This window comes from Agromyces sp. Root1464, from assembly GCF_001427265.1.
Taxonomy (GTDB): Bacteria; Actinomycetota; Actinomycetes; order Actinomycetales; family Microbacteriaceae; genus Agromyces; species Agromyces fucosus.
Genome location: NZ_LMFU01000001.1, coordinates 1,204,775 through 1,226,647, shown reverse-complemented (window position 1 = coordinate 1,226,647; position 21,873 = coordinate 1,204,775). Strand labels below are relative to the sequence as shown.

General features: G+C 70.0%; 23 protein-coding genes and 1 tRNA gene. 9 read left to right on the top strand and 15 right to left on the bottom strand.

Going from position 1 to position 21,873, the window contains the following annotated elements:
• Nucleotides 1–17: 17 nt before the first annotated feature.
• Nucleotides 18–302 (bottom strand): MarR family winged helix-turn-helix transcriptional regulator, encoded by a 285-nt coding sequence (locus tag ASD23_RS19200; RefSeq protein ID WP_235507658.1) that lies wholly within the window; start codon nucleotides 300–302, stop codon nucleotides 18–20.
• Here ASD23_RS19200 and ASD23_RS19195 point away from each other — a divergent pair.
• On the top strand, nucleotides 222–716 hold the full coding sequence (locus ASD23_RS19195) for a hypothetical protein (RefSeq protein ID WP_235507660.1): 495 nt from the start codon (nucleotides 222–224) through the stop codon (nucleotides 714–716). The two genes, ASD23_RS19200 and ASD23_RS19195, sit on opposite strands and share 81 nt — an antisense overlap.
• Before the next feature lie 208 nt (nucleotides 717–924).
• A complete protein-coding gene (locus tag ASD23_RS05615; RefSeq protein WP_056007357.1) occupies nucleotides 925–1,647 on the top strand; it encodes a hypothetical protein in 723 nt (240 codons plus the stop codon).
• A 106-nt stretch (nucleotides 1,648–1,753) separates the two neighbouring features.
• Here the strand turns inward: ASD23_RS05615 and ASD23_RS05610 are convergent, their stop codons facing one another.
• The 4 genes from ASD23_RS05610 to ASD23_RS05595 form a co-directional block, all read right to left on the bottom strand.
• Nucleotides 1,754–2,554 carry an ABC transporter permease gene (locus ASD23_RS05610; protein ID WP_056007353.1) on the bottom strand — a complete coding sequence of 267 codons (801 nt, stop codon included), beginning with the start codon at nucleotides 2,552–2,554 and terminating at the stop codon, nucleotides 1,754–1,756.
• Between the two features lie 9 nt (nucleotides 2,555–2,563).
• Nucleotides 2,564–3,463, bottom strand: coding sequence for an ABC transporter permease (locus ASD23_RS05605; RefSeq protein WP_199470642.1), 900 nt, complete (start codon nucleotides 3,461–3,463; stop codon nucleotides 2,564–2,566).
• An 86-nt stretch (nucleotides 3,464–3,549) separates the two neighbouring features.
• Nucleotides 3,550–4,731 (bottom strand): ABC transporter substrate-binding protein, encoded by a 1,182-nt coding sequence (locus tag ASD23_RS05600; RefSeq protein ID WP_056007352.1) that lies wholly within the window; start codon nucleotides 4,729–4,731, stop codon nucleotides 3,550–3,552.
• Between the two features lie 82 nt (nucleotides 4,732–4,813).
• Nucleotides 4,814–5,863, bottom strand: coding sequence for an ABC transporter ATP-binding protein (locus tag ASD23_RS05595; protein WP_056007956.1), 1,050 nt, complete (start codon nucleotides 5,861–5,863; stop codon nucleotides 4,814–4,816).
• A 141-nt stretch (nucleotides 5,864–6,004) separates the two neighbouring features.
• Here ASD23_RS05595 and ASD23_RS05590 point away from each other — a divergent pair, with 141 nt between their 5' ends.
• Both ASD23_RS05590 and ASD23_RS05585 read left to right on the top strand, forming a co-directional pair.
• On the top strand, nucleotides 6,005–6,811 hold the full coding sequence (locus ASD23_RS05590) for a FadR/GntR family transcriptional regulator (protein ID WP_082571213.1): 807 nt from the start codon (nucleotides 6,005–6,007) through the stop codon (nucleotides 6,809–6,811).
• A 4-nt stretch (nucleotides 6,812–6,815) separates the two neighbouring features.
• Nucleotides 6,816–7,604 carry a cache domain-containing protein gene (locus tag ASD23_RS05585; RefSeq protein WP_056007347.1) on the top strand — a complete coding sequence of 263 codons (789 nt, stop codon included), beginning with the start codon at nucleotides 6,816–6,818 and terminating at the stop codon, nucleotides 7,602–7,604.
• Nucleotides 7,605–7,647: 43 nt separating this feature from the next.
• Here ASD23_RS05585 and ASD23_RS05580 read toward each other — a convergent pair whose 3' ends face one another.
• Nucleotides 7,648–8,307, bottom strand: a complete 660-nt coding sequence (locus ASD23_RS05580) for a TetR/AcrR family transcriptional regulator (RefSeq protein ID WP_056007344.1) — start codon at nucleotides 8,305–8,307, stop codon at nucleotides 7,648–7,650.
• 79 nt (nucleotides 8,308–8,386) lie between these two features.
• Here ASD23_RS05580 and ASD23_RS05575 point away from each other — a divergent pair, with 79 nt between their 5' ends.
• A complete protein-coding gene (locus ASD23_RS05575; RefSeq protein WP_082571212.1) occupies nucleotides 8,387–9,316 on the top strand; it encodes an alpha/beta hydrolase family protein in 930 nt (309 codons plus the stop codon).
• 36 nt (nucleotides 9,317–9,352) lie between these two features.
• On the opposite strand, the gene ASD23_RS05570 is transcribed toward ASD23_RS05575, so the two are convergent.
• Nucleotides 9,353–9,916: a TetR/AcrR family transcriptional regulator gene (locus tag ASD23_RS05570; RefSeq protein ID WP_056007335.1), complete on the bottom strand. Its 564-nt coding sequence runs from the start codon at nucleotides 9,914–9,916 to the stop codon at nucleotides 9,353–9,355.
• 71 nt (nucleotides 9,917–9,987) lie between these two features.
• On the opposite strand from ASD23_RS05570, the gene ASD23_RS05565 reads away from it, so the two are divergent.
• Entirely contained in the window at nucleotides 9,988–10,404 is a 417-nt protein-coding gene (locus ASD23_RS05565; protein ID WP_082571211.1) for a DUF4267 domain-containing protein, read from the top strand.
• A 14-nt stretch (nucleotides 10,405–10,418) separates the two neighbouring features.
• On the opposite strand, the gene dcd is transcribed toward ASD23_RS05565, so the two are convergent.
• A complete protein-coding gene (gene dcd, locus ASD23_RS05560; RefSeq protein WP_056007332.1) occupies nucleotides 10,419–11,024 on the bottom strand; it encodes a dCTP deaminase in 606 nt (201 codons plus the stop codon).
• Between the two features lie 104 nt (nucleotides 11,025–11,128).
• Here dcd and ASD23_RS05555 point away from each other — a divergent pair.
• A tRNA-Gly gene (locus ASD23_RS05555) sits at nucleotides 11,129–11,202 on the top strand.
• A gap of 364 nt (nucleotides 11,203–11,566) precedes the next feature.
• Nucleotides 11,567–12,271 carry an SOS response-associated peptidase gene (locus ASD23_RS05550; RefSeq protein ID WP_082571210.1) on the top strand — a complete coding sequence of 235 codons (705 nt, stop codon included), beginning with the start codon at nucleotides 11,567–11,569 and terminating at the stop codon, nucleotides 12,269–12,271.
• 51 nt (nucleotides 12,272–12,322) lie between these two features.
• Here the strand turns inward: ASD23_RS05550 and ASD23_RS05545 are convergent, their stop codons facing one another.
• From ASD23_RS05545 to ASD23_RS05515, 7 genes are all read right to left on the bottom strand, one after another.
• The gene (locus tag ASD23_RS05545) at nucleotides 12,323–12,718 is read right to left on the bottom strand and encodes an SHOCT domain-containing protein (RefSeq protein WP_056007328.1); all 396 of its coding nucleotides are present in this window, start codon (nucleotides 12,716–12,718) and stop codon (nucleotides 12,323–12,325) included.
• Nucleotides 12,719–12,842: 124 nt separating this feature from the next.
• Entirely contained in the window at nucleotides 12,843–13,601 is a 759-nt protein-coding gene (locus ASD23_RS05540) for a DUF2306 domain-containing protein (RefSeq protein WP_082571254.1), read from the bottom strand.
• 85 nt (nucleotides 13,602–13,686) lie between these two features.
• On the bottom strand, nucleotides 13,687–15,162 hold the full coding sequence (locus tag ASD23_RS05535; protein WP_056007323.1) for a DUF2252 domain-containing protein: 1,476 nt from the start codon (nucleotides 15,160–15,162) through the stop codon (nucleotides 13,687–13,689).
• Between the two features lie 33 nt (nucleotides 15,163–15,195).
• Nucleotides 15,196–16,818: an MFS transporter gene (locus tag ASD23_RS05530; protein ID WP_056007320.1), complete on the bottom strand. Its 1,623-nt coding sequence runs from the start codon at nucleotides 16,816–16,818 to the stop codon at nucleotides 15,196–15,198.
• Nucleotides 16,819–16,922: 104 nt separating this feature from the next.
• Complete coding sequence (locus ASD23_RS05525; protein WP_056007317.1) at nucleotides 16,923–17,771, bottom strand: class II glutamine amidotransferase; 849 nt, start codon at nucleotides 17,769–17,771, stop codon at nucleotides 16,923–16,925.
• 115 nt (nucleotides 17,772–17,886) lie between these two features.
• Nucleotides 17,887–19,206: a serine hydrolase domain-containing protein gene (locus ASD23_RS05520; RefSeq protein WP_056007314.1), complete on the bottom strand. Its 1,320-nt coding sequence runs from the start codon at nucleotides 19,204–19,206 to the stop codon at nucleotides 17,887–17,889.
• A gap of 150 nt (nucleotides 19,207–19,356) precedes the next feature.
• Complete coding sequence (locus tag ASD23_RS05515) at nucleotides 19,357–20,664, bottom strand: ATP-dependent DNA helicase (protein WP_056007311.1); 1,308 nt, start codon at nucleotides 20,662–20,664, stop codon at nucleotides 19,357–19,359.
• A gap of 152 nt (nucleotides 20,665–20,816) precedes the next feature.
• Here ASD23_RS05515 and ASD23_RS05510 point away from each other — a divergent pair, with 152 nt between their 5' ends.
• The gene (locus ASD23_RS05510) at nucleotides 20,817–21,863 is read left to right on the top strand and encodes a hypothetical protein (RefSeq protein WP_147305657.1); all 1,047 of its coding nucleotides are present in this window, start codon (nucleotides 20,817–20,819) and stop codon (nucleotides 21,861–21,863) included.
• Nucleotides 21,864–21,873 lie beyond the last annotated feature (10 nt).

Sequence of the window (21,873 nt, the reverse complement as noted above, 5' to 3'; positions counted from 1 at the left end):
CTCCTGTGCGGATGCGTCTAGCCCTCGTCGCGCGGCCAGTCGGCGATGAAGCGCGAGAGTAGACGCGCGAACTCGGCGGTCTCCTCGGGAGTGAAGGCGGCGAGCGCGGTCTCGACGGCGCCGCGTCGCGTGTCTCGGGCGCTCTCGAGGAGCTTGCGGCCGGAAGCGGTGAGCACGAGGGCGCTCCGGCGGGCGTCGGTCGGGTCCGCCTCGCGGCGCACATGCCCCGCCTCGACGGCCGCCTGCACGAGTCGGCTCGCGCGCGGCTGATCGACGCCGATCGCCTCGGCGAGCTGGCTCACCGAGGGCGGGCGCTCGGCGCCCTCGAGCGCATCGAGCAGGCGGAAGCGCGCAGCGTGCGCGAGCGCGTGACGGCCGGGACCGCCACCCGGGCCTCGCCCGCGACCTCGCCCGCCCCATCCGTCGGGGCCTCCGCGCCCGCCGCGGTGGCCCCGCCGGTCGTCGGACTCGGCCCCCTCGCCGCGCTCGTGGTCGGCGTGCCCCGGATGCTCCCCAGGATGGTGCCCGTCGTGCCCGTGCCCGTGCGGGTGGTCGTGCGAGTGCCCGCCCCCGTGCCCGTCGTGGCCCTCCTGCCCGAAGTGCTCGGCCCGGCGCTGGAGCCGCCGGCGTTCCTGATCGCGGCGCATCGTGACGAGGGCCTGTTCGATCAAGGTGATCGGGTCGTTCGGGGCTGCGCCCGCGGCATCCGACCCTGAACGTTCTCCGGGAGGGACTTGACTCGATGCGTTCATGTATGTCATTGTACATATACATGCTACAGTGCATGCAATTGATCGGGTGCTCCACCCGGGTCGAAGCGAACGCCGACTGAGGCGACGCCGCCCGAGCGCACCCGCCCTCTGCGGGCGAGCCTCCAGCGCCGCCCGCGACCTCGACGCGCTTCGCGTCACGAAAGGAATACGAATGACCACCCCCGACGAAACTCAGAACACCAACAGCACCGACAGCCTCTCCGCGAGCCCCCGCCCCTTCGGCTTCTGGCTCAAGGTCATCGACCGCCGCCTCGACGAGGCGATGGGCGACCTCTTCACCGAAGAGGGCCTCACGCGCCGCGACTGGCGGCGCCTCAACCTCGTGGCGGGCACCGTCACCGACCCCCGCATGAGCGAGAAGCTCGCAGCGCGCCCCGAGCGCGTCGAGCCCCTCGTCGAGCGCGGCTGGGTCGAGGGCGAACCCGGCGCCTGGCGCCTCACCGAGGCCGGCGAGACCGCTCGTGCCTCACTGCAGGAGCGCGTCGCCACGCTCCGCGCGAAGGTCGCCGGCGCCGTCAGCCCCGAGGACTTCGCCACGACCATGGCCTCGCTCGAGGCCATCGCCGGCGAGCTCGGCTGGGTCGAAGGCGCGCGGATGCCGCGTGGGCGCCGACGCGGCTTCGGCCGACGTCACGGCGGCGAAGGCTTCGGCCGACGTCACCACGGCGAGGGCTTCGGCCGACGTCACGGCGGCGAAGGGCACGGCGCCGGCCACGGTCGGTGCGGCCACGGCCACGGCCACGGCCACGGCGCCACTCGCAACGACGTCCACGTGCACGTCCACCTGCACGGCGACGCCGGTCGCCCCGGTCACCCGCACGAGCGCGGTGACCACGGCCACGAAGGCCACGGGCGCGGTCGCGACCGCGCCTGAGCCCGGCCGAACACAGCAGCGCGCCGCCCCCGGGCATCGCTGCACACCACGAGGGACCCGCCACCGGCGGGTCCCTCGTCTGCTTGCGGCATCCGCTCGTCGCACCTCAGCGCTTCTCAGCCTCCGAGCCCGAGAGTCGCTGTGCGATGTAGATCGGGATGATCGAGACGAGCACGAGCACGACGGCGATGACCGACACGATCGGCGCCTGGTTCGGCCGGAACATGTTGTTCAGGATGAAGATCGGCAGCGTCGTCACCCCCGACCCGGCCGTGAACGTCGTCACGATGATCTCGTCGAACGAGAGGGCGAAGGCGAGCAGTCCGCCCGCGAGCAGCGCCGAGCGCAACTGCGGGAAGGTCACGAGCCGGAAGGTCGTCCACACCCCTGCCCCGAGGTCGGCCGACGCCTCCTCGAGGTTGGTGCCCTGCCTCCGGAGCCGCGCGATCACGTTGTTGAACACCGTGACGATGCAGAACGTCGCGTGCGCGATCACGATCGTCCAGATCGAGAGCGGCACCCCCATGATGGTGCGGAAGAAGTTGTTGAGCGCGATACCCGTGATGATGCCCGGGAGTGCGATCGGCAGGATCACGAGCAGGCTGATCGCCTCGCGCCCGAAGAACTCGAAGCGCTGCAGGGCGAGCGAGATGAGGGTGCCCAGCACGAGCGAGACGATCGTGGCGATCACCGCGATCTGCACGCTCGTCGCCACGGCCTCCATGGCTCCGGCGCTCTGGAACGCCCGGCCCCACCACTCGAGCGTGAAGCCGGGCGGCGGCCAGGTCAGCGACGTCGACGTCGAGAACGAGTTCACGAGCACGACGAAGAGCGGCACGTAGACGACCAGGAGGATCGCGCCGGTCACGACGCCGAGCATCGTGCGGGAGAGTCTGGAGAGTCGCATCCGTCGCCCCTAGAGGTTGTCGAGCGCGCCGGTGCGACGCACGAGGAAGAGGTAGCCGAAGATGATCACGATCGGAATGAGCGCGATCGCCGAGGCCAGGGGCAGGTTGTTCGCCGCGCCGACGTTCGTGTAGACGAGGTTTCCGAGCATCTGGTTCGCGCCGCCGACGATGTTCACCGTGATGTAGTCGCCGAGCGAGAGCGCGAAGCTGAAGATCGTGCCCGCGATGATCGCCGGCAGCACGAGCGGGAAGACGACGAGGCGGAGCGTCGGCCAGGTGCGCCCGCCGAGGTCGGAGGAGGCCTCGAGCAGCGAGTCCGGCACGCGCTCGAGTCCCGCATAGATCGGGAGGATCACGTACGGCAGCCACAGGTACGACAGCGTGATGATGGTCGCGGGCAAGCCGTAGCCGGGCGTGCTGCCACCGAAGGGCGCGAGCAGCCACTCGAGGATGCCGTCCTGCGAGAGCACCGACCGCCAGGCGTAGGCCTTCACGAGGTAGCTCGCCCACAGCGGCGTCAGCACCGCGATCACGAGGATCCGCTGCATGCGCGGCGTCGCCACCTTCGCCATGAAGAACGCGATCGGCAGCGCGAGCGCCACGTCGATGAGCGTGACGGCGAGCGCGACGCCCAAGGTGCGCAGGGTCACCGTCTGGTACAGCGAGCCGGTGATCACCGTGACGATGTTGTCGAGCGTCCACTCCTGGGTGATCTCGCCCGTGAAGCTGTCGACCGACCAGAACGCGGTGACGAGCAGCAGCACGAGGGCGACGATGTAGACGATGCCGAGCCAGAAGAGCGGTGCGCTGAGCAGCAGGCCGAGCCGGGCGCGTGGGTGCGTGCTGAGGAAGACGGAGACCCGGCGTGCCGGGGTCTCCCGCGGTCGGGGCACGGTCGCGTGCGTCAAATGCGTGTCCTGTCGGTCGAATGATCCGGATGCCGCGGGGCCGAGGGAGTCCTCGCGAGGTCTCCCCCGGCCCGTGGTGGGCGGGGTCAGCCCTTGATCTCCTGCCACGCCTCGGTCCACGCGGCGTAGTCGGTGCACTGCACGTCGGTGCGGCCGTCGAGGCACTTCTCGATCGGGGTCGACCAATACCAGATCTGCGACGCGTAGTCGGCGTCGCCGGCGTGGTACGCCTCGCAGTCCTCGCGGTACTCGCAGGCCTCGTCGCTCGACGGAGCCTCGCCGAAGTACGACGTGGCCGCGGCGTTCGCCTCGGGGCTGGCGATGTAGTCGAGCCACGCGTACGCGCAGTTCGGGTTCTTCGACTCCGACGCGATCATCCAGGTGTCCGACCATCCGGTCGTGCCCTCTTCGGGCAGCACGACATCGGTCGCGACACCCTCGCTCTCGAGCACGTTCTCGATGACCTGCCAGCTCGTGCCGACGACGGTGTCGCCGGTCGTGAAGGCCTGGATCTCCTTGAGGTAGTCGGACCAGTACTCGCCGATGTTCTCGCGCTGCTGCTTCAGCAGGTCGACCGCGGCGGCGAGCTGCTCCTCATCGAGGGAGTACGGGTTCTCGATGCCGAGCTCGGGGTTGTGCGCCATGAGGTAGACCGCGGCGTCCGCGATGTAGATCGGCGAGTCGTACGCCGTCACCTGGCCGGCGTACTCGCTCGAGCCGTCGAAGACGACGTCCCACGAGGTGGGTGCGGTCGGGAAGACCTCGGTGTTGTACATGAGGAGGTTCGCGCCGTAGCCGTGGGGCACTCCGTACGCGACGCCGTCGACCGAGTTCCACGCCTGGTCCTTCAGGAACGGGTAGATGTTCTCGTAGTTCGGGATCAGGTCGGTGTTGACGGGTGCCACGTCGCCGGCGGCGACGAGGCGGAGCGACGCGTCGCCCGATGCGGAGACCACGTCGTAGTCGCCGGTCTTCATGAGGTTCAGCGCCTCGTCGGAGGTGCCGAAGGTCTTCGTCGTGACCTCGCAGCCGGTGTCCTCCTCGAAGGGCGTCACCCAGTCGACGGCGGGGTCGTTCGAGCCGTCCTCGACGTATCCGGGCCAGGCGAGCAGGGAGACCTGGCCCTCCATCTCGCCGAGTTCGGTGGCGGCCTCGCCGCCGTCCGAACCGCCGCCCGACGTCGTGCCGCAGGCGGTGAGCATCGCGATCGAGGCGATCGCGAGTCCCACGGTCGCGCCGCGGCGTGCCGTGTGCGTGGTGCGCTTCATGGTTCTCTCCTCTTCTGGTGTGCCGTGTGGTGCAGTTGTGGTGCTGGTCTTCGATGCGGTCGTCGAGAACGTGCGTGGTGCGTCAGCCCGAGATCCCCGGGAGCACCTCGATGCCGAGCGGCACGACGTCGTCGTCGTGCCACGAGACGACGACGCGGTCGCCGCGCTCGTCGTCGTGCTGGCGACCCCGGTCGTTCTGCTCGAGCACGGTCACGCGGGTGCCGTCGTCGAGGTCGACGACGAGGCGCACGCCGCTGCCGAGGTAGATCGCCTCGACGACCGTGCCCGGCACGTCGACGACTCCCTGCTGGCGCAGGCCGTCGCGTGTCACGGTCATCTTCTCGGGGCGCACGGAGTGGTGGCCTTCGCGTCCGAGGATCGTGCGTGAGCGGTCGGCGTCGAAGAGGTTCGAGGTGCCGACGAAGTCGGCGACGAAGCGCGAGCGGGGGCGCTCGTAGAGTTCGGCGGGGGTGCCGAGCTGCTCGATGCGGCCGTCGTTGAACACCGCGATCCGGTCGGAGAGCGTGAGCGCCTCCTCCTGGTCGTGCGTGACGAAGATGAAGGTGATGCCGAGCTCGCGCTGGATCTGCTTCAACTCGACCTGCATCTGCTCGCGGAGCTTGAGGTCGAGGGCGCCGAGCGGCTCGTCGAGCAGCAGCACCTTCGGCTGCACGACGGTGGCCCGCGCGAGGGCGACGCGTTGGCGCTGGCCGCCCGAGAGCTGCGAGGGCTTGCGGCCGGCCATCTGCTCGAGCCGCACCGAGGCGAGGGCGCGAAGCGCGCGCTCGTTTCGCTCCTTGCGGCCGAGGCCGCGCACGCGAAGGCCGTACGCCACGTTGTCGAGCACGCTCATGTGGGGGAACAGCGCGTAGTCCTGGAACACCGTGTTGACGTCGCGGTCGAACGGCGCTCGCTTCGTGACATCCTGCCCGAAGAGCTCGACCGTGCCCCCGCTCGGCTGCTCGAAGCCGGCGATGAGCCGCAGCACCGTGGTCTTGCCCGAGCCCGACGGCCCGAGCATCGAGAAGAACTCGCCGGCCGCGATCTCGAGGTCGACGTGGTCGACCGCCGTGACCGCCCCGAACTCCTTGGTGAGTGCGGTGAGGCGGATGGCCGGTTGCGTCTCGGTCATGGACATCTCCTTCGATGCGACCCGAAACATCTGAAACCAGATGTTCGTCTGTCCAGAATCATATGACTCCAGATGTAAAAGTCCAGACCCCCGTGTTACGGTCGTGTCACGGATTCGCCAGCACAGATGCGGGGAGGTCGGATGCCGCAGGCCACGAGCCGCTCCGACGCCACGCGCGCGGTCGTCTTCTCGCCGCTCGAGGGGGCCGGTCGCGCCGAACTCGTCGAGCAGCGACTGACGGATGCGATCGTCGCGGGCGTGCTGCGCGACGGCGAGCGCCTCCCCAGCGAGTCCGAACTCGCGAAGAGCCTCGGCGTCGCCGTCGTGACCGCCCGCGAGGCGCTCGTGGCGCTTCGCGACAAGGGCCTCGTGCTCACGCGACGAGGCCGCGACGGTGGCAGCTTCGTCACCCACGACCGCGACGCCGCCATGCGCATGACCGACGCGCGGGTTCGCGCGCTCAGCCGCATCGAGCTGCGCGATCTCTCCCTGCACTACGCCGCGATCGCGGGCATGGCGGCCGAGGTCGCGGCCGATCGCGCGAGCGACGACGACCTCGCGAGCCTCGTCGAGGTCGACGCCCGTGCCGACCTCGGCTCCGCGGGCGGCGCCCGACGGGCGATGAGCCGGTTCCAGCTCGAGATCGCCGCGGTGAGCCAGTCGCCCCGGCTCGTGCACGAGGAGCTCCGCCTGCAGGCCGAATCCGGCCCCCTGCTCTGGCTGTGCCTGCGCGAACAGGCGTATCGTGACCGCAGTAGACAGGCGCGGGTCGAGGTCATCGAGGCGATCCGCAGCGTCGACCCGCCACGGGCACGGCGCGCGACCACCGACCACATCGCAGCCGCCACCGAGTGGCTCATCGACGAGAAGTCCCGGCTCGAGTCCCCGCAGCAGGGTCCCGAACAGGGTCGGCAACCGGCACCGGATGCCGAAGACCGGAAGGGCTGAGGCCATGACCACCCCCGTCGTCAACGCAGCCGACACCATCGCCCACCGCATCGCCGCCACGATCGACCCGCTCTTCGCGCTCATCGACACCTGGCGCGACGAGCTCGAGGCGCGCCTCGCGAGGACCGCCGAGCCGAGCGCCGCCGAGCTCGACCCCGTCGTCGCCGCGCTCGTGCGCCCCGCCCTCGACGACTCCAGCGCGCTGATCACCGGCGCGGGGTTCGTGGCCGCGCCCGGGTTCCTGCCCGATGCGCCGTGGCACCTCGCGTGGTGGCTGAGCGGCACGAACACGTTCCGCGCCGCCGCTGACGGGGGCGTGCGTCGCCTCGACGCCGAGAGCGACCCCGACGCCGAGCAGTTCCGCGACTACACGACGCTCGAGTGGTGGCGCATCCCGGCACGCACCGGCACGCGTCACCTCACCGGCCCGTACGTCGACTACCTCTGCACCGACGACTACACCGTCACGATCACCACGGGCGTCATGGTCGACGGCGAGATGGCCGGCGTCGTCGGCACCGACGCGTACGTCGCCCGCCTCGAGCAGGAACTGCTGCCGGTGCTGCGCGAGTCGGGGCATCCGTGCACCCTCGTGAACGCCTCGGGGCGCATCGTCGCCTCGACCGACTCACGGCACGCCACCGGTGCGCTGCTCCGGCTCGACGGGCTCGCCTCGGTGCTCGCGCCACTGCACGAGCATCAGGGCCAGGCCTCGGCCGGCGTGCTGCCCGGCGGTCAGTTCGTGGTGCCGTGCGGCGACACGACCCTCGCGCTCGTGTTCGCGACGACCTGATCGGTGCGCCCGCGAACGCGGTCGCGTGGCCCGGGTCGCCCCGTCAGGCGGTGAGGTCGTCGACCTCGGCGAGCCGCGCGACGAGCGCGTCGTCGGCTCCGGCGGCGCGAAGGCGGGCGACGAGCGCGCGCCGCGCGAAGACGTAGGGCAGGTTCGAGCCACCGAGCAATGAGCGGGTGTTCGCGGCGTCGAGCAGCGCGGTCGCCTCGAAGGCGAACTGCTCGTGATCCTCATCGGCCGCGACCTCGCCCTGCGCCACGGCGTAGCCGAAGGACGCGGCGATGTACCCGTTCCATTCGCCCATGGCCGCGGCGAGCGCGTCGCGCACGGGCCCGGGCTTGGAGTCGAACTCCGCGGTGGTCGCGGCGAAGAAGCACCCGCCCGCGAAGACCCGGCCGCGTGAGTACGCGATCCAGCCGTCGAGCAGGGCCACGATGCGACGGATGCCTCGGGGCTCGCCGCGCGCCGGCTCGATGACGCTCGCGACGAAGCGCAGGCGCGCCGCCTCGATCGCGGCGAGCTGCAGGCGCTCCTTCGAGCCGAACAGGGTCGCGACACCGCTCTTGCTGACGTGCGCGGCCTCGGCGAGCCGGCCGATCGAGAGTCCGTCGAGCCCCTCGACCGAGGCGAGGTCGACGGCGCGATCGAGCACGAGGCGTCGCGACGCGTCGCCCTTCAGCCTGCGCCCGTCGGTCTCGATCATGTCTTGATTGTACGCACGATCGTTCGTATAGTATGCGTACGACCGTTCGTATTGTCAGGTGCATCACCGAGGAGCCACGATGTCAGCAGCGTCCGCAATCGCCACCGGAGTGCGCGCCGCGGCGCGCATCTCCCCCGACCTCGGTGCGGCCCTCGCGCTGCCGCTCTTCCGGCGCGTCGGGAAGCGCGCACCCGTCGTCGCCAGCGACCTCGCGACGCATCGTGCCGCTCGTCGCGGCACCGTTCGCATTCCCGGTATCCAGGGCAGGGGCGTCGATGTCGTCACCTACGAGTGGGGCGCGGGCGAGCGCACCGTCCTCCTCGCGCACGGCTGGCAGTCGCGCGCCAGCATGTTCGCCCCACTCGTTCGCGAGCTCCGCAGCGAGGGGTTCCGCGTGCTCGCGTTCGACGGGCCGGCCAACGGCGACTCGCCCGGCCGCCACACGTACGTCGTCGACCACCTCGACGTCATCGGCGAGCTCACCCGGCGCGAGGGTGCGTGGCACGCGATCGTCGGGCACTCGTTCGGTTCGCTCGCCGCGCTCATGGCCGTGCACGGCGGGATCCCGGCGACGCGGGTCGTCGGCATCGCCAGCGCAGCGGACCCCCGCATATTCGTCGACGGCTTCGGCACGATGCTCCGCCTCGATGCTTCGACTCGCGACGCCCTCGCCGCGAGATACGCTGCGCGCGACTTCACCGGGCAGCCCGACCCCTTCGAGCGCTACTCGGCGGTGCGGCATCCGCTGCCCTTCGAGACGCCACTGCTGCTCGTGCACGACCGAGGCGACCTGCGAATCCCGTTCATCGAATCGGAGCGACTGCTGGAGGCGAACCGCGGTCACGCCCGGCTGCTCGCGACCGAGGGGCTCAGCCACAACCGGGTGCTCAGGGCCGACGTCACGCTCGACGCCGTCATGGAGTTCATGCTCGCGGGTGACGAGGCGTCGACCGGGCAGATGGCACGGGAGGCCTCACTCGCAGCGCACCCCTCGGCAGCGGTGGGCTGACTCAGGCGGCCTCGCGCTGACTCGAGCCGACTCGGTTCAGCTCGCGATGAGGCCGAGCAGCACCGCCAGGCGGCCCTCGCCGTCGCCCGGAACCCGGCGGGTGCGCTGCAGCATCGTGAGGCCGTGGAGGCTCGCCCACAGCACCTCGGCGAGCGTGTCGGGGTGCTCGGTGAACGGCTGCACCACGGCGCGGATCTCGGCGAATCCCGCGACGAGCTGCGGCAGGGTGCCGGCTTCGGCGAACGCGAGCCCCGTGCCGCGCACGAACATGGCGTCGTACATGGCTGGGTGCGCCTCGGCATACCGGAGATAGGCGCGACTCACCGCCTCGAGCGCGCCCTCTGGGGTGGACGCGCCCGATCGAGCCTGCGCGAGGGCGTCGGCCATCTCACCGAAGCCCTCGACGGCGACCGCGTCGATCAGTGCGTCCATCGAGTCGAAGTGCGAGTAGATGACGGGCTGCGTGTAGTCGATCGCATCGGCGAGGCGCCGCGACGTCACCGACGGCCAGCCTTCGGCCTCGGCGAACTCCCGGGCGGCCGCGAGGATCGCCAGGCGTCGCTGCTCCCGGCGCCGGGCCATGCGTTCACTCGTTGCCACGAATCCGAGACTACTGCTCGATCAAAAGGAATGCTAGCGTCGCAATAAATCTGTCAACGATAGGAATCCACATGGACCTCACCCAGTTCACCGTCGCCACCTGGATCGGCGCCTCGCTCGCCCTCGTGCCCGCCCTCGTGCCCGCCCTCGTGCCCGCCCTCGGCATCATCGCCGTCGGGATCTCGTACCTGGCGTGGCCGACGGCCGTCTCGCAGGGCTTCGGCTTCACCACCGCGATCACCCCCGAGGTGACGCCGTGGCAGCACATCAAGGGTCCGCGCGACATCGCCTCGGGGCTCGCCGTGCTGGCGATGCTCGTGTTCTTCGGTCCGGCGGCGGCCGCCGCCATCCTGCTCGTCGAAGCGCTCATCCCGATCGGCGACGCGCTCATGATCATCCGCAACCACGGCCGGCTGTCGGCAGCCCTCGGCATCCACGTCTCGACAGCGGCGCTGATGATCGTCGCCGCGGTGCTGCTGTTCCTCTGAACAGCCGGTGCAGGCTAGTCGCCCCGCGATCCTGCGTCGGTGACACCGACATCCGTGCGGTGGAACTGGTGGAACGAGCGCGACGCCGTCGGCCCGCGCTGGCCCTGGTAGCGGTTCGCGTACTCGGCCGAGCCGTAGGGCCGCTCGCTCGGCGACGACAGGCGGAAGAAGCACATCTGACCGATCTTCATGCCCGGCCAGAGCTTGATCGGCAAGGTGGCGACGTTCGACAGCTCGAGCGTGACGTGGCCCGTGAAGCCCGGGTCGATGAACCCGGCCGTCGAGTGCGTGAGCAGGCCCAGCCGGCCGAGCGAGCTCTTGCCCTCGAGGCGCGCGGCGACGTCGTCGGGCAGGGTCACGGCCTCGTACGTCGAGGCGAGCACGAACTCGCCCGGGTGCAGGATGAACGCCTCGTCGGGCCGCACCTCGATGAGGTGGGTCAGCTCGGGCTGGTCCTCGGCCGGATCGATGAAGGGGTACTTGTGGTTGTCGAAGAGACGGAAGTACCGGTCGAGGCGCACATCGATCGACGAGGGCTGGATCATGCCCGGTTCGTACGGGTCGAGCCCGATGCGGTTCGCGTCGAGTTCGGCCCGGATGTCGCGATCTGAGAGCAGCACGCTGCCAGCGTAGCAACGCGGCCCCGCCGAGTCGGCCGGCGGAGTAGCGAAGCGTATCGAGACCATTGATACGATGGTGCACACGGTGTCTGCGGATGCCGCGTGCGGATGTAGTTCAATGGTAGAACTTCAGCTTCCCAAGCTGATAGCGCGGGTTCGATTCCCGTCATCCGCTCCACATCGCGAATTCGGGTGCGTCGCGCACCGAACGCTCTGGCGCGCCGACCCCCCAATGGGGGCCGTTCGGGTGGTAATCTCGACCCACCAGCACGAACGGCGGCGACTGCGATTCGGGTTCGCAGCCTCCTCACTACCGCTCGTGATGGTCGGACGAGGAGCAGGAGGGGGCCAACCGTTCTTCGCCCCTGAGTGACGCGCTCGCTCAATGCGTGCGCCATCGGTGGAACCGCGACCCTACCCGCGTAGGTCACCGATGGCCGGGCCGGTGAGACCCCTTCACCGGCCCGGCGGCCCCATCCCCTTCGAACTCGGCTCGACGGCCGCTCTGGCCACGTGTCGGGGGCGGGGTGCAGACTGGCAGTATGTGCGGACGATTCGCGAACGACGCCAAGATCGACGAGCTCATCCAGGAGTTCGTCGCCGAGGGCGGCGACTACCGCGACTGGCGGCCCCAGTTCTCCATCGCCCCGACCGAGGTCGTGCCGATCGTGCGGGAGCGCAAGAACAGCGAGACCGGCGAGGTGCGGCGTTCGGTCGATCCCGCGGTCTGGAACTTCCGCCCGTCGTTCATGAAGGAGTCGAAGCGCCCGCAGTTCAACACGCGCATCGAGACCGTCGCCACCAACGGGTTGTGGAAGGGCGCCTTCGCGTCATCCCGCTGCCTCGTGCCGATGCGCGGCTACTACGAGTGGACCGGCGAGCCCGGCAGCAAGCAGGCCTGGTTCCTGCACGGCGAGCAGCCGCTCCTCGCGGCGGCCGGCATCTACACGGCGCGCAAGGTGGGCGACGAGTGGGAGGTCTCGACGTCGATCATCACGCGCGAGGCTCGGGATGCCTCGGGCGAGGTGCACGACCGCATGCCCGTCTTCCTCGACCGCGACGCCTGGGACGACTACCTCGCACCCGTGAAGCTCGACGACGCCGGCAAGGCCGAGATGATCGAGCTCATGACGGCCGAATCCGAACGCGTCGCCTCGTCTATCTCGAACTACGAGGTGGACCGTCGGGTCAACAACTCGCGTGCCGTCGACCCGGGCGACCCGACGCTGATCGAACCCCTCGACTGACGCGGCGAGCGCGCACCGCGCGCGCCCGCCCGCGTCAGCAGTTCGGAGCGGTCAGTACTTGCCGCCGAGCGCCTTGTTCTTCAGCGCCTCGAACTCGCCGTCGGTGATGAGTCCCTGTTCGCGCAGCGACTGCGCCTTCTCGATCTCCGACGCCGGGTTCGCGAACGATGTCGCGCGGATCTCCTCCTCGGAGTACTCCTGGTACTCGACCTGCTTGCGCGCCGAGCGCTCCGCCATGCCCTTGCCGCGCGCGATCAGGTAGACCAGCGCCGTGACGAACGGCACGAAGACGAGGAAGAGCACCCACACGGCCTTGAGCCATCCGTTGAGCGAGTGATCGCGGAAGATGTCGATGAGGATGTAGATGAGGGCGAACAGGTACGCGACGTAGGCGAAGATCCAGAAGCAGAACCAGAACCAGTCCCAGACGCTGTTGAGGAAGTACATGGTGATCGCCTTTCGCCCGAGCCGGGATCACCGGCGTGCAGAATCGGCACCGTGACGGCGCCGGTCGTCCTTCTGCCGTCAACCTAGCGCAGCCCCCACCCCGGAGGACAGAGGCCACGCGGGCTCACGCCGGCAGCGCGTAGGACGGGAGTCCCCGACGGCGGATCAGCCACTCGGCCACGATGAGATTCGGGATCCAGCAGAGGAACGGCACCGCCGCGTACGCGTTGTCGAACGCCGCTTCGAAGTCGAAGTCGCCGGGCAGCGCCTGCACGCCGAGCAGCACGCCGATCCAGAGCCGCAACGTCACCGCCGCGTAGGTCAGGGCGAAGTTGCGCATCATCCAGGCCCGGTGGCTCGGGACATCCCCCGCCCGGATGGCGCGGTAGGCGCGCACGCCGGTGACGATCCACAGCACGGCGAGCGCGCCGAACCCGAAGAACCCCACGAGGCCGGCCGAGTTGAACGGCGCCATCACGAGGCCGGCGACGCCCGCGATCAGCACGGCACCGAGGTAGGTCCTGCCGGTCCAGCGATGTACCCGCGGATGCCTCGTGCGAAGCCCGCGCCAGAACTGGAACGGCCCGGCGATGAGGGCGATGGCGCCCGCGACGATGTGCACGTAGAACGCGAGCTGCACGAACCCGGGTCGCCCGTCGTAGTTCGAGGCGAGGCCGACGCCGCCTTCCGAGAGGGCGGCGAGCGATGCGGTGAGGTAGGGCGTGACGGCGTAGACCGTGATCGCCAGTGAGGAGAGGAGCACCCACGTCCATCCCGCGCGCGCGGCGAACGATCGAGGCGCGCGAGGCGGCGGCATCCCCTCTCCCCGCACGTGCGGTGCGTCGGGGGCCGATGCGGCTGGGGTCCTGGTTCCGGTGCTCATGCGGCTCAGCATGGCGACCGGCGCGCCGGACCGGCACGGGGTGCTCCCCCGGTTCGCACGGGGGGAAACCCCCGTGCGTGCGGCCTCACCCCTCCGACGCCTCGAGCCGCCCCGACTGCACCGCCGCGACGAACGCGCGGTGGTCGCGCTCGTTCTGGTCGGCGTACGCCACCGCGAAGTCGGCGATCGCCTGGTCGAAGCGGTCGCTGTCGCCGAGGTAGCCGGCGATCGCGACGCGGTCGCCCGAGCGGGCGTGGGCCCGGGCGAGCGTCTCGCCGCAGACCTTGGCGTAGAGCTTCGCACCCGACGGCACGCTGCTCTCGATGTCGAAGGCGCCCTTCCAGTCGTGCAGCTGACGCAGGTAGAAGTCGCGCTCCGTGCCTTCGTCGGCACGCACGCGCTGCCAGCCGAGGAACAGGTCGCTCGCGGCCTGCATCACCCGTTGCCCGCGCACGACGCGTTCGCCGTGATGGTCGAATTCGCTCGGCCCGAGGAAGCGCTCGAGCACCGACGCCTGCGCCTCCTTCGCCTGGAGCAGCAGCGGGTCCTCGTCGTCGCGGCCGCGCAGCAGCACGATCCACGCGCGGGTGCCGACGCTGCCGACGCCGACGACCTTGCGCGCCATGTGCAGGTAGGAGAACTCATCGAGCGGATGCCTCGCGAGCGGCAGCGTCGTGCGGTAGTCGCGCAGCAGCTCGCGCATGGCCTCCTCGTCATCGGCATGCGTGCGGCCGACGGGCGCGAGGTCCTCGACCGGCACGATGAGGGGCGGGTCCGCGGCGATGCGCAGTTTCCCGTCGATGACCCGCACGAGCTTCGAGAAGGCCTTCATGCTGTCGCGGGTCTTCGCCTTCGCGATGATCGAATCGGTGCGCTTCACCTGCTCCTTCTCGGCGTGGCCCGCTTCGCGCTCCGCGCGCACCCATTCGGCGAGCGTGTCGGCGTCGAGTCGGTCGTACCAGGCGTCGAGCACCCGGGACTCGGCGGCCCGATGCATCCGCTCGCGATAGCCGCGGACCGCCGCGACGGTGGTGTCGCGGCGCTCGGCGTCGGTGAAGCCACGCGACCGGCCGGCGATCTCGAAGCTCGCTGCGAGCCGCTTGAGGTCCCACTCCCACGGGCCCGGCAGCGTCTCGTCGAAGTCGTTGATGTCGAAAGCCAGCTTGCGCTCGGGCGTGCCGAAGACGCCGAAGTTCGAGAGGTGCGCGTCACCGCAGACCTGCACGGTGATGCCCGAGTCGGCCGTGTGCGCGAGGTCGGCCGCCATGATGAGCGCCGCACCCCGGTAGAACGTGAACGGCGAGACCATCATGCGCGCGTGGCGGATCGGGATCAGCTCGGGCACGCGGGTCTCGGCCTGCTCCTCGAGCAGTGCCACCGGGTCGGGCCGGTCGGCCGCGGGCGCCCAATCGGCATGCTCGGTGCGCGGCGAGCGCCGGCGCGCCGCCCGCCCCCACTCGGCCCTGGCCGCGAAGTCGGTGGGATCGGGGAGCGGGTCGGGCGGCGCGACGGCCCCATCGCGCGATCGGCCCGCTTCGGATGCCCCGTGGTGCGTCGTCATGGTGCTCCCCCGTTCCTCGTCTCCCCGCCCGGCTCACGTCACCGGCGGGACATCCGCTTTCTCGCGCTTTCGGCCCATGACCTCGGTCGGGATCCCGCGCGAGAAGAAGAGGGCGAAGAACGCGATCACGATGAGCGCGAAGAACGCGGTGTGCAGCGACGAGATCTGGGAGTCGGTGTAGATGCGGGTGAGTTCGGCGCTCTCGGACTCGTCGAGGCCGGCCTCCTTCGCGATGTCGGCGACGTCGGCTGCGGGGAGGATCGCGACGCCGGCTTCGGTCTGCTCGCTGACGAGCGCCTTCGTCTCGGGCGAGAGTTCGCTCGACGCGACGCCGAGCGCGAAGCTCGAGGCGAGCGCGCCGATCAGCACCGAGCCGATGAGCGCGGTGCCGAGCGAGGAGCCGAGGTTCTGGAACACGCCCTGGAGGCCCCCGACCTCGCTCGTCTGCGACTCGGAGACGCTCGACATGTTGACGTTGCCGAGCTGCGAGGCGAGAAGGCCGAGGGCTGCGCCCGCGACGAACATGCCGAAGCCGAAGGCGAAGCTCTGCAGTTCGAGGTCGACCGAGGCGAGCAGCAGGATCGAGCTCAGCACGAGGGCGATCTGGCCGATGCGCACGATGCGCCGCGGCGACCAGAGCCGCGAGAGGCGTGTGCCGACGATCGAGAAGAGGATGAGCGAGATCGACAGCGGGAAGATCTTCAGGCCCGTCTCGAGCGCATCGAGGCCGAGGGTCATCTGCAGGTAGACCGGCACCATGAAGAAAAGGCCGGCCGTGATCGCGTACTGCGCGCCGAGCACCGAGAGGCCGCTGCGGAGCCGCGCGATCCTGAAGAGTTCGACGTCGACGAGCGGCTGGCGCCCGGTTGCTGAGAGGTGGCGCTGGCGACGCACGAAGAGCGCGAGCAGCCCCGCGCCGGCGACGATCAGCCACGCGCAGAGCGAGATGCCGAGCGGGGCGATCTCGACGCCGCCGATCTCGGGCGAGTTCAGCGGCGTGATCCAGCCCCACGTCTTGCTCTGCAGCATGCCGAGCACCACGAAGATGAGCCCGACGGCCGAGAGCAGCACGCTCCAGACGTCGATGTGCGCGGCCTGCCGAGCCGTGCGATCGGCGATGACCCTCGTGAAGAGCACGACGACGATCATGATGACCACTTCGCCGACGAAGACGTAGCGCCAGCTGGCGTACGTCGTGAGGAACCCGCCGATCAGCGGGCCGGCCGCGACCGCAGCACCCGAGACGGCGCCGATGACCGCGAACGCGGTGATGCGGTCGGCGCCCTCGTAGTTGTCGGCGATGAGTGCGGCGACCGCCGGGATGACGAGCACGGCGCCGACGCCCTCGATGACCGACCAGCCGAGGAAGAGCACCTGCACGTTCGGGCTGAGCGCGGTCATGAGCGAGCCGAGCGCGTAGATGCACGAGCCGATGACGAACGCCCGGCGCCGCCCCCACACATCGCCGAGCTTCGCGCCGAGCAGCATGAGCGCCGCCATCGTGAGCGTGTAGAACGTGATGGCGGCCTGCATCGCCGTGACCGTGGTGTCGAGGTCGACGACGACGGTCGAGATCGACACGTTCATGACGGTGCCGTCGAGCACCATGACGAATTGCGCGGCCCCGAGGATCGCGACGACGGACCACTTCTTCATCTGATCCCCGTTTCCGACGCGCGATGTGGAGTCGAGGTCAGTATGGCACCGGATGCCCCGGCGGCGCCTCAGGCCGGCACGGCGAGATCAGGCCGGCACGGCGATCAGGCACGCACGGCGCTCGACATGAACGGCTCGTAGCTGTAGCCCTCGGAACCGAGGATCGCGACCGACGACTCGGGCACCTCGAGGAAGGCGCCGGGCAGGTTGTTGAGCGGTTCGGAGACCACGACGCGCGCCCGCTGGCCGAAGAGCTTCAGCCGCGGGACATCCGGGTACATCTCGTGCAGCGTGGGGATGTCGACGGAGTGGAACAGCGTGCGCGACTTGCCCTCCGAGGAGTACCGGAAGGCCCAGATGGTCGCGCCGTCGGCGAGAGCGATCGTGCCCTGCATCGGGTAGTCGATGCCGTGCTTGCGGCCGGTCTCCTCGACGAACTGCACGGCCCTCGTCATGCCGCCGACCGGATCGCCTTGCAGGCCGAAGGTGAGCGCGAGGTGGAACAGCACCTCGGAGTCCGTCGTGCCCAGGATGTGCGGGTAGAGCTCGGGGTCGACCGCGAAGGTGAGGTCGCGCTTCATCTCGTGGAAGCCGTGGATCACCCCGTTGTGCATGAAGAGCCAGTTCAGGTACCGGTACGGATGGCAGTTGGTGCGCTGGATCGGCGGCCCGGCGGCCGCACGGACGTGGCTGAAGAACAGCGGGCTCTCGACCGCGTCGGTGATCTCGCGCAGGTTCTCGTCGTTCCACGCAGGTTCGACGCTGTGGTAGATGGACGGGATGCTCCCCTCCGTCGAGCCGACGGGATACCAGCCGAACCCGAAGCCGTCGCCGTTCACGGTCTCAGCGCCGAGCGGCGAATCGAGCGCCTGGGCGACGAGCGAATGCTGCGCGTCGAGGATCACGAGCGATGGTTGGAGCGGTTCTCCCGCGTAGGCAAGCCAGCGGCACATGGGCTCAGCTCCTTCGTCCTGCATCGGAGCGCGTCCGGCATCGGAGCGCGGATGCGGTCAGCCTAGCGCCGCCGCGATGAATCCTCACCTCCTCGCGGGTGAACGGCCTGACACTTCAGCCCGCGGGCGCCGCCTCCGGTGCCGGCTCGGCAGCGGCATCGGGCTTCGGGCACTTCGCCAGCTCGCGCATCTTGGTCGTCGCCTGTTCGAACGACCACGGCAGCTCGACGAGCGGCTTCTCGTGCTCTGGAGCGGGAGCGGCCTTCGACGCGAGCGAGGCGAGGGCGAATGCCGCTTCCCTCGCGAAGTCCCCGCCTGAGGTCGAGTTGTTGAGAGCGATGACCACCGTGAGCCCGCTCTCGGGATCCGTGAACGCGGCCGTCAGTGCACCGGTCGACTCCCCGGCGAGGCCGCGCATCGGGCCGAACTCGGCGCCTCCGAGTCCCCAGCTCTGCCAGGCCGGCGTATCGCCGCCGAGCGGGATCGGAGTCCACTGCTTTCGCGCCGTGCCCTCGTCGAGCAGGGCGCCGGTCGCGAACGCGGCGCTGAGCCGACGGGCGTCGTCGAGGCTCGAGACGGCTCCCGCCGCGGCACCGCCCATCGAACTCGACTGGCGGCTGTCGTCGCGGATGACGGCGCAGTCGGCGGTTCCGTCGGCGGCGAGCGCGGCCGAGTATGCGCCGAGGCCGTCCTCGAGCTCGGTGTCGTTCGGCGCGGGGAGCTTCGTGTCCTCGAGCCCCAGCGGATCGAGGACGTACTGCTCGGCGAGATCGTTCCAAGCGCGGCCGGTGCGTCGCTCGAGCGCCATCGAGAGCAGCAGCACCCCGGTGCGCGAGAGCGTCCACTGCTCGCCCGGAGCACCGGTGCGCGGCAGCGCGAGGCCGCTCGAGAGCAGTTCGTTGGGCGGCCAGATGCGCTCGGGGTTCGCCACGAAGTGGCTCTTCAGCCCCGGGTAGTAGTCGGCGACGCCCGAGGTGTGCGCGCAGAGCTGGCCGAGCGTGATGCCGTCGAGGCCCGGCACCCAGTCGACGTAGTCGTCGACGTGGTCGTCGAGCGCCACTCGACCCTCGTCGACGAGGCGCAGCAGCACCGTGCACGTCACCTCGCTCGTGAGCGTGCCGAGGCGGAACTCGGTGTCGGTGGTGACGGGTTCGGAGTTCTCGGCGAAGTCGACGGTGCCCGAGGCGCCGGTCCACTCCCCCGACCACGGCGACCAGGCTCCGGCGACGCCGCCGCTCGATCCGCTGAGCGCCACGGCCTCATCGAGCACGGCCTGCAACTGCCCGGCGAGGTCGTCGCCGAATGCGGACCCGACGGGATCGAGTTCGGCCATCGGGTCCACTGAACCGCCGGTGCACCCGGAGAGTCCGAGCACGCCGACGAGGAAGACGGCGATGACGGCCCGCCTCCGTGCGACCTTGATCTGGCCAGCCACCTAGCTCCCCTCAGCCGTGTGTCCGGTGAAATTGTAACCCGGCGAGGGGGCGAAGCCCGTCCCCTCGCGCTTTCGGGGCGGGTCGTGGTACTCCGCGGCGGGTCGTGACGGCGGCCAGCGATCGGCGCGCCGCCACGGCGCGGCCTCGGCTCAGGGTCGCAGCGCCGTGATCTCGCGATCGGCCCCCGACATGAAGCGCTCCACGTTGCGGTCGACGATGATGTCGCTCGGCCGCAGCGGTCGCTCGAGGTAGAGCCCGTCGAGGGAGGTGAGCCGGCTCAGGGCGACATAGGTCTGCCCGGGGCTGAAGACGCGCTGCCCGAGGTCGACGATCGCCGTGTCGTAGCTCGCACCCTGCGACTTGTGGATCGTAACCGCCCACGCCAGTTTCAGCGGGAACTGCGTGAACTCGGCGACGATCTGCTTCTCGAGCTTCTTGCGGATCGGGTCCCACGTGTACTTGTACTTCTCCCACGTGACCTGCTCGACCTCGTGCTCCTCACCGCCCACGTCGACGCGCACGACGCGGTCGAGCGAGGTCACCGTGCCGATCGTGCCGTTCACCCAGCGCTGGCCCTCGGGGCCGATCGCGGTGTCGTTGCGGAGGAACATCACCTGAGCGCCGAGCTTCAGCTCGAGGTTCTCGTCAGCGGGGAACGCCCGGCCGCCGAAGTCGCCGTTCACCTCGGCCTCGTTGCCCTGCGACTGCCCCGGAAGGCGGTGCAGCTGCGTGCGGTTGATGCGATTGACGGTGTCGTTGCGCGTCGCGAGGGTGATCGCACCCTGCTCGGGCAGCGGTCGCCGCGCCCCGACGCTGTTGAGCACGCCCGCGATCTCGGCGGTCACCATGCCGTGCCGCACCGCGTTCAACATGTGCTTGAACTCGTCGTCGTGCTGGCGGTGGATCTCGCCGAGCTCGAAGATGCGCAGGTCGGTCTCGCGCCACACCTTGGCGTCGAAGAACCACATCGAGTCGTAGGTGTCGGCGAAGTAGGCGCGCTCGTCGGCGTCGCCCGGCACCGGTGCGAGTTGGTACGGGTCGCCGAACAACACGACCTGCGCACCCCCGAACGGCTCGAGCGGGCGCTGCCTCGCCTGGCGGAGCGATCGGTCCATCGCGTCGAGCAGGTCGGCGTTGACCATCGAGACCTCGTCGATGACGAGGGTGTCCATCGCGTTCAGGATCTTGCGGACGGTGTCGTTCTGCTCGATGTCGTGGTCGGCGATGACGCCGATCGGCAGCCGGAACAGCGAGTGGATCGTCTGGCCGCCGACGTTCAGTGCGGCCACGCCCGTCGGCGCGCAGATCACGATCTGCTTCTGCGTGTTCCAGTTCAGGTGGTTCAGCAGCGTCGACTTGCCGGTGCCGGCGCGACCCGTGACGAACACGTGCTCGCGCGTGCCCTCGATGGCCTGGAACACCGCGGCCTGTTCGCGGCTGAGGGTGACGTTCTGCACTGGGGCGCTTTCGACTCGGCGAGCGGATGCCGCGGGGCGGAGGTCGCGGCGATCCCACTGTAACCGGCTCGCGCGGGCGCCGAGGCGTGCCGGGGCCCTGCGTTCACAGCTCGGGGCCGGTTCCGCGGCCCGGTCCCGGTACAGTGTTGCGGGTGGGGAGCTCCGGAGTGCGCGGCAGTCGAGTTTCGCCGTTGTCCGTCGCCGGGTGGCTCGGGCTCGCGGTGCTCCTCGCCGGCGCCTTCATCGCCGCGCTCGGCGCGCTGAACCAGACGATCTACGGCTCGTCGAGCTTCATCGAGCGCTACCTCACCGCCATCGCCAACGACGACATCGCCGAGGCATCCACGACCCCCGGCGTCGCCCTCGACGAGGCCGAGCTCGCGGAGCTCGGCCTGGCCCCCGACGTCTCGACCGCGATGCTGCGCACCGGTGTCATCGAGTCGGGACCCGAAGACGTGAGCATCATGGGCGACGTCGCCCACCCCGACGGCACGCACACCGTGACCGCGAGCTACCGGCTCGCCGACGCGATCGTGCAGTCATCGTTCGATGTCCGCCCCATCGAGCCGCTCTACGGCGTGCTGAACCGCTGGGAGTTCGCGGTGAGTCCGCTCGCCGTGATCGACGTCACGGCCGCGCACAACCCGACGTTCACCGTCGGCTCCCTCACCCTCGACACGCGAGCGCTGAAGTCGGGCGAAGAGCTCGCGGCCTTCACCCAGGTCGCGCCGTACATCGCGATCGCCCCGGCCGTCTACGAGTTCTCGTACAGCTCGGAGCTGCTCGAGGCCGTGCCGGTCGCGGTGCAGGCCGATGCCTCGGAGCGGCCCGCCGTGACCGTCGACGCGCAGCCGACCGCCGCGTTCGTCGACCGCGTGCAGGTCACCCTCGACGAGTTCCTGGGCGAGTGCGCCGCGCAGCCCGTGCTGCAACCGGCCGAGTGCCCGTTCGGCATCGAGATCGACGACCGCGTCACCGGCGACCCGCAGTGGACGATCGTCGCGTCGCCCCAGGTCACCCTGACCCCGGGGGAATCGTCGTTCGACATGCCGCCCACCGAGGGCGTGGCGCACATCTCGGTCGAGGTGCAGTCGCTCTTCGACGGGCACCGCTTCACGCTTGAAGAGGACCGCCCGTTCACCGTCGCGCTCGGTGCGACCATTCAGCCCGACGAGAGCATCTCGATCCAGCTGAAGTAGCGCTGCGGGT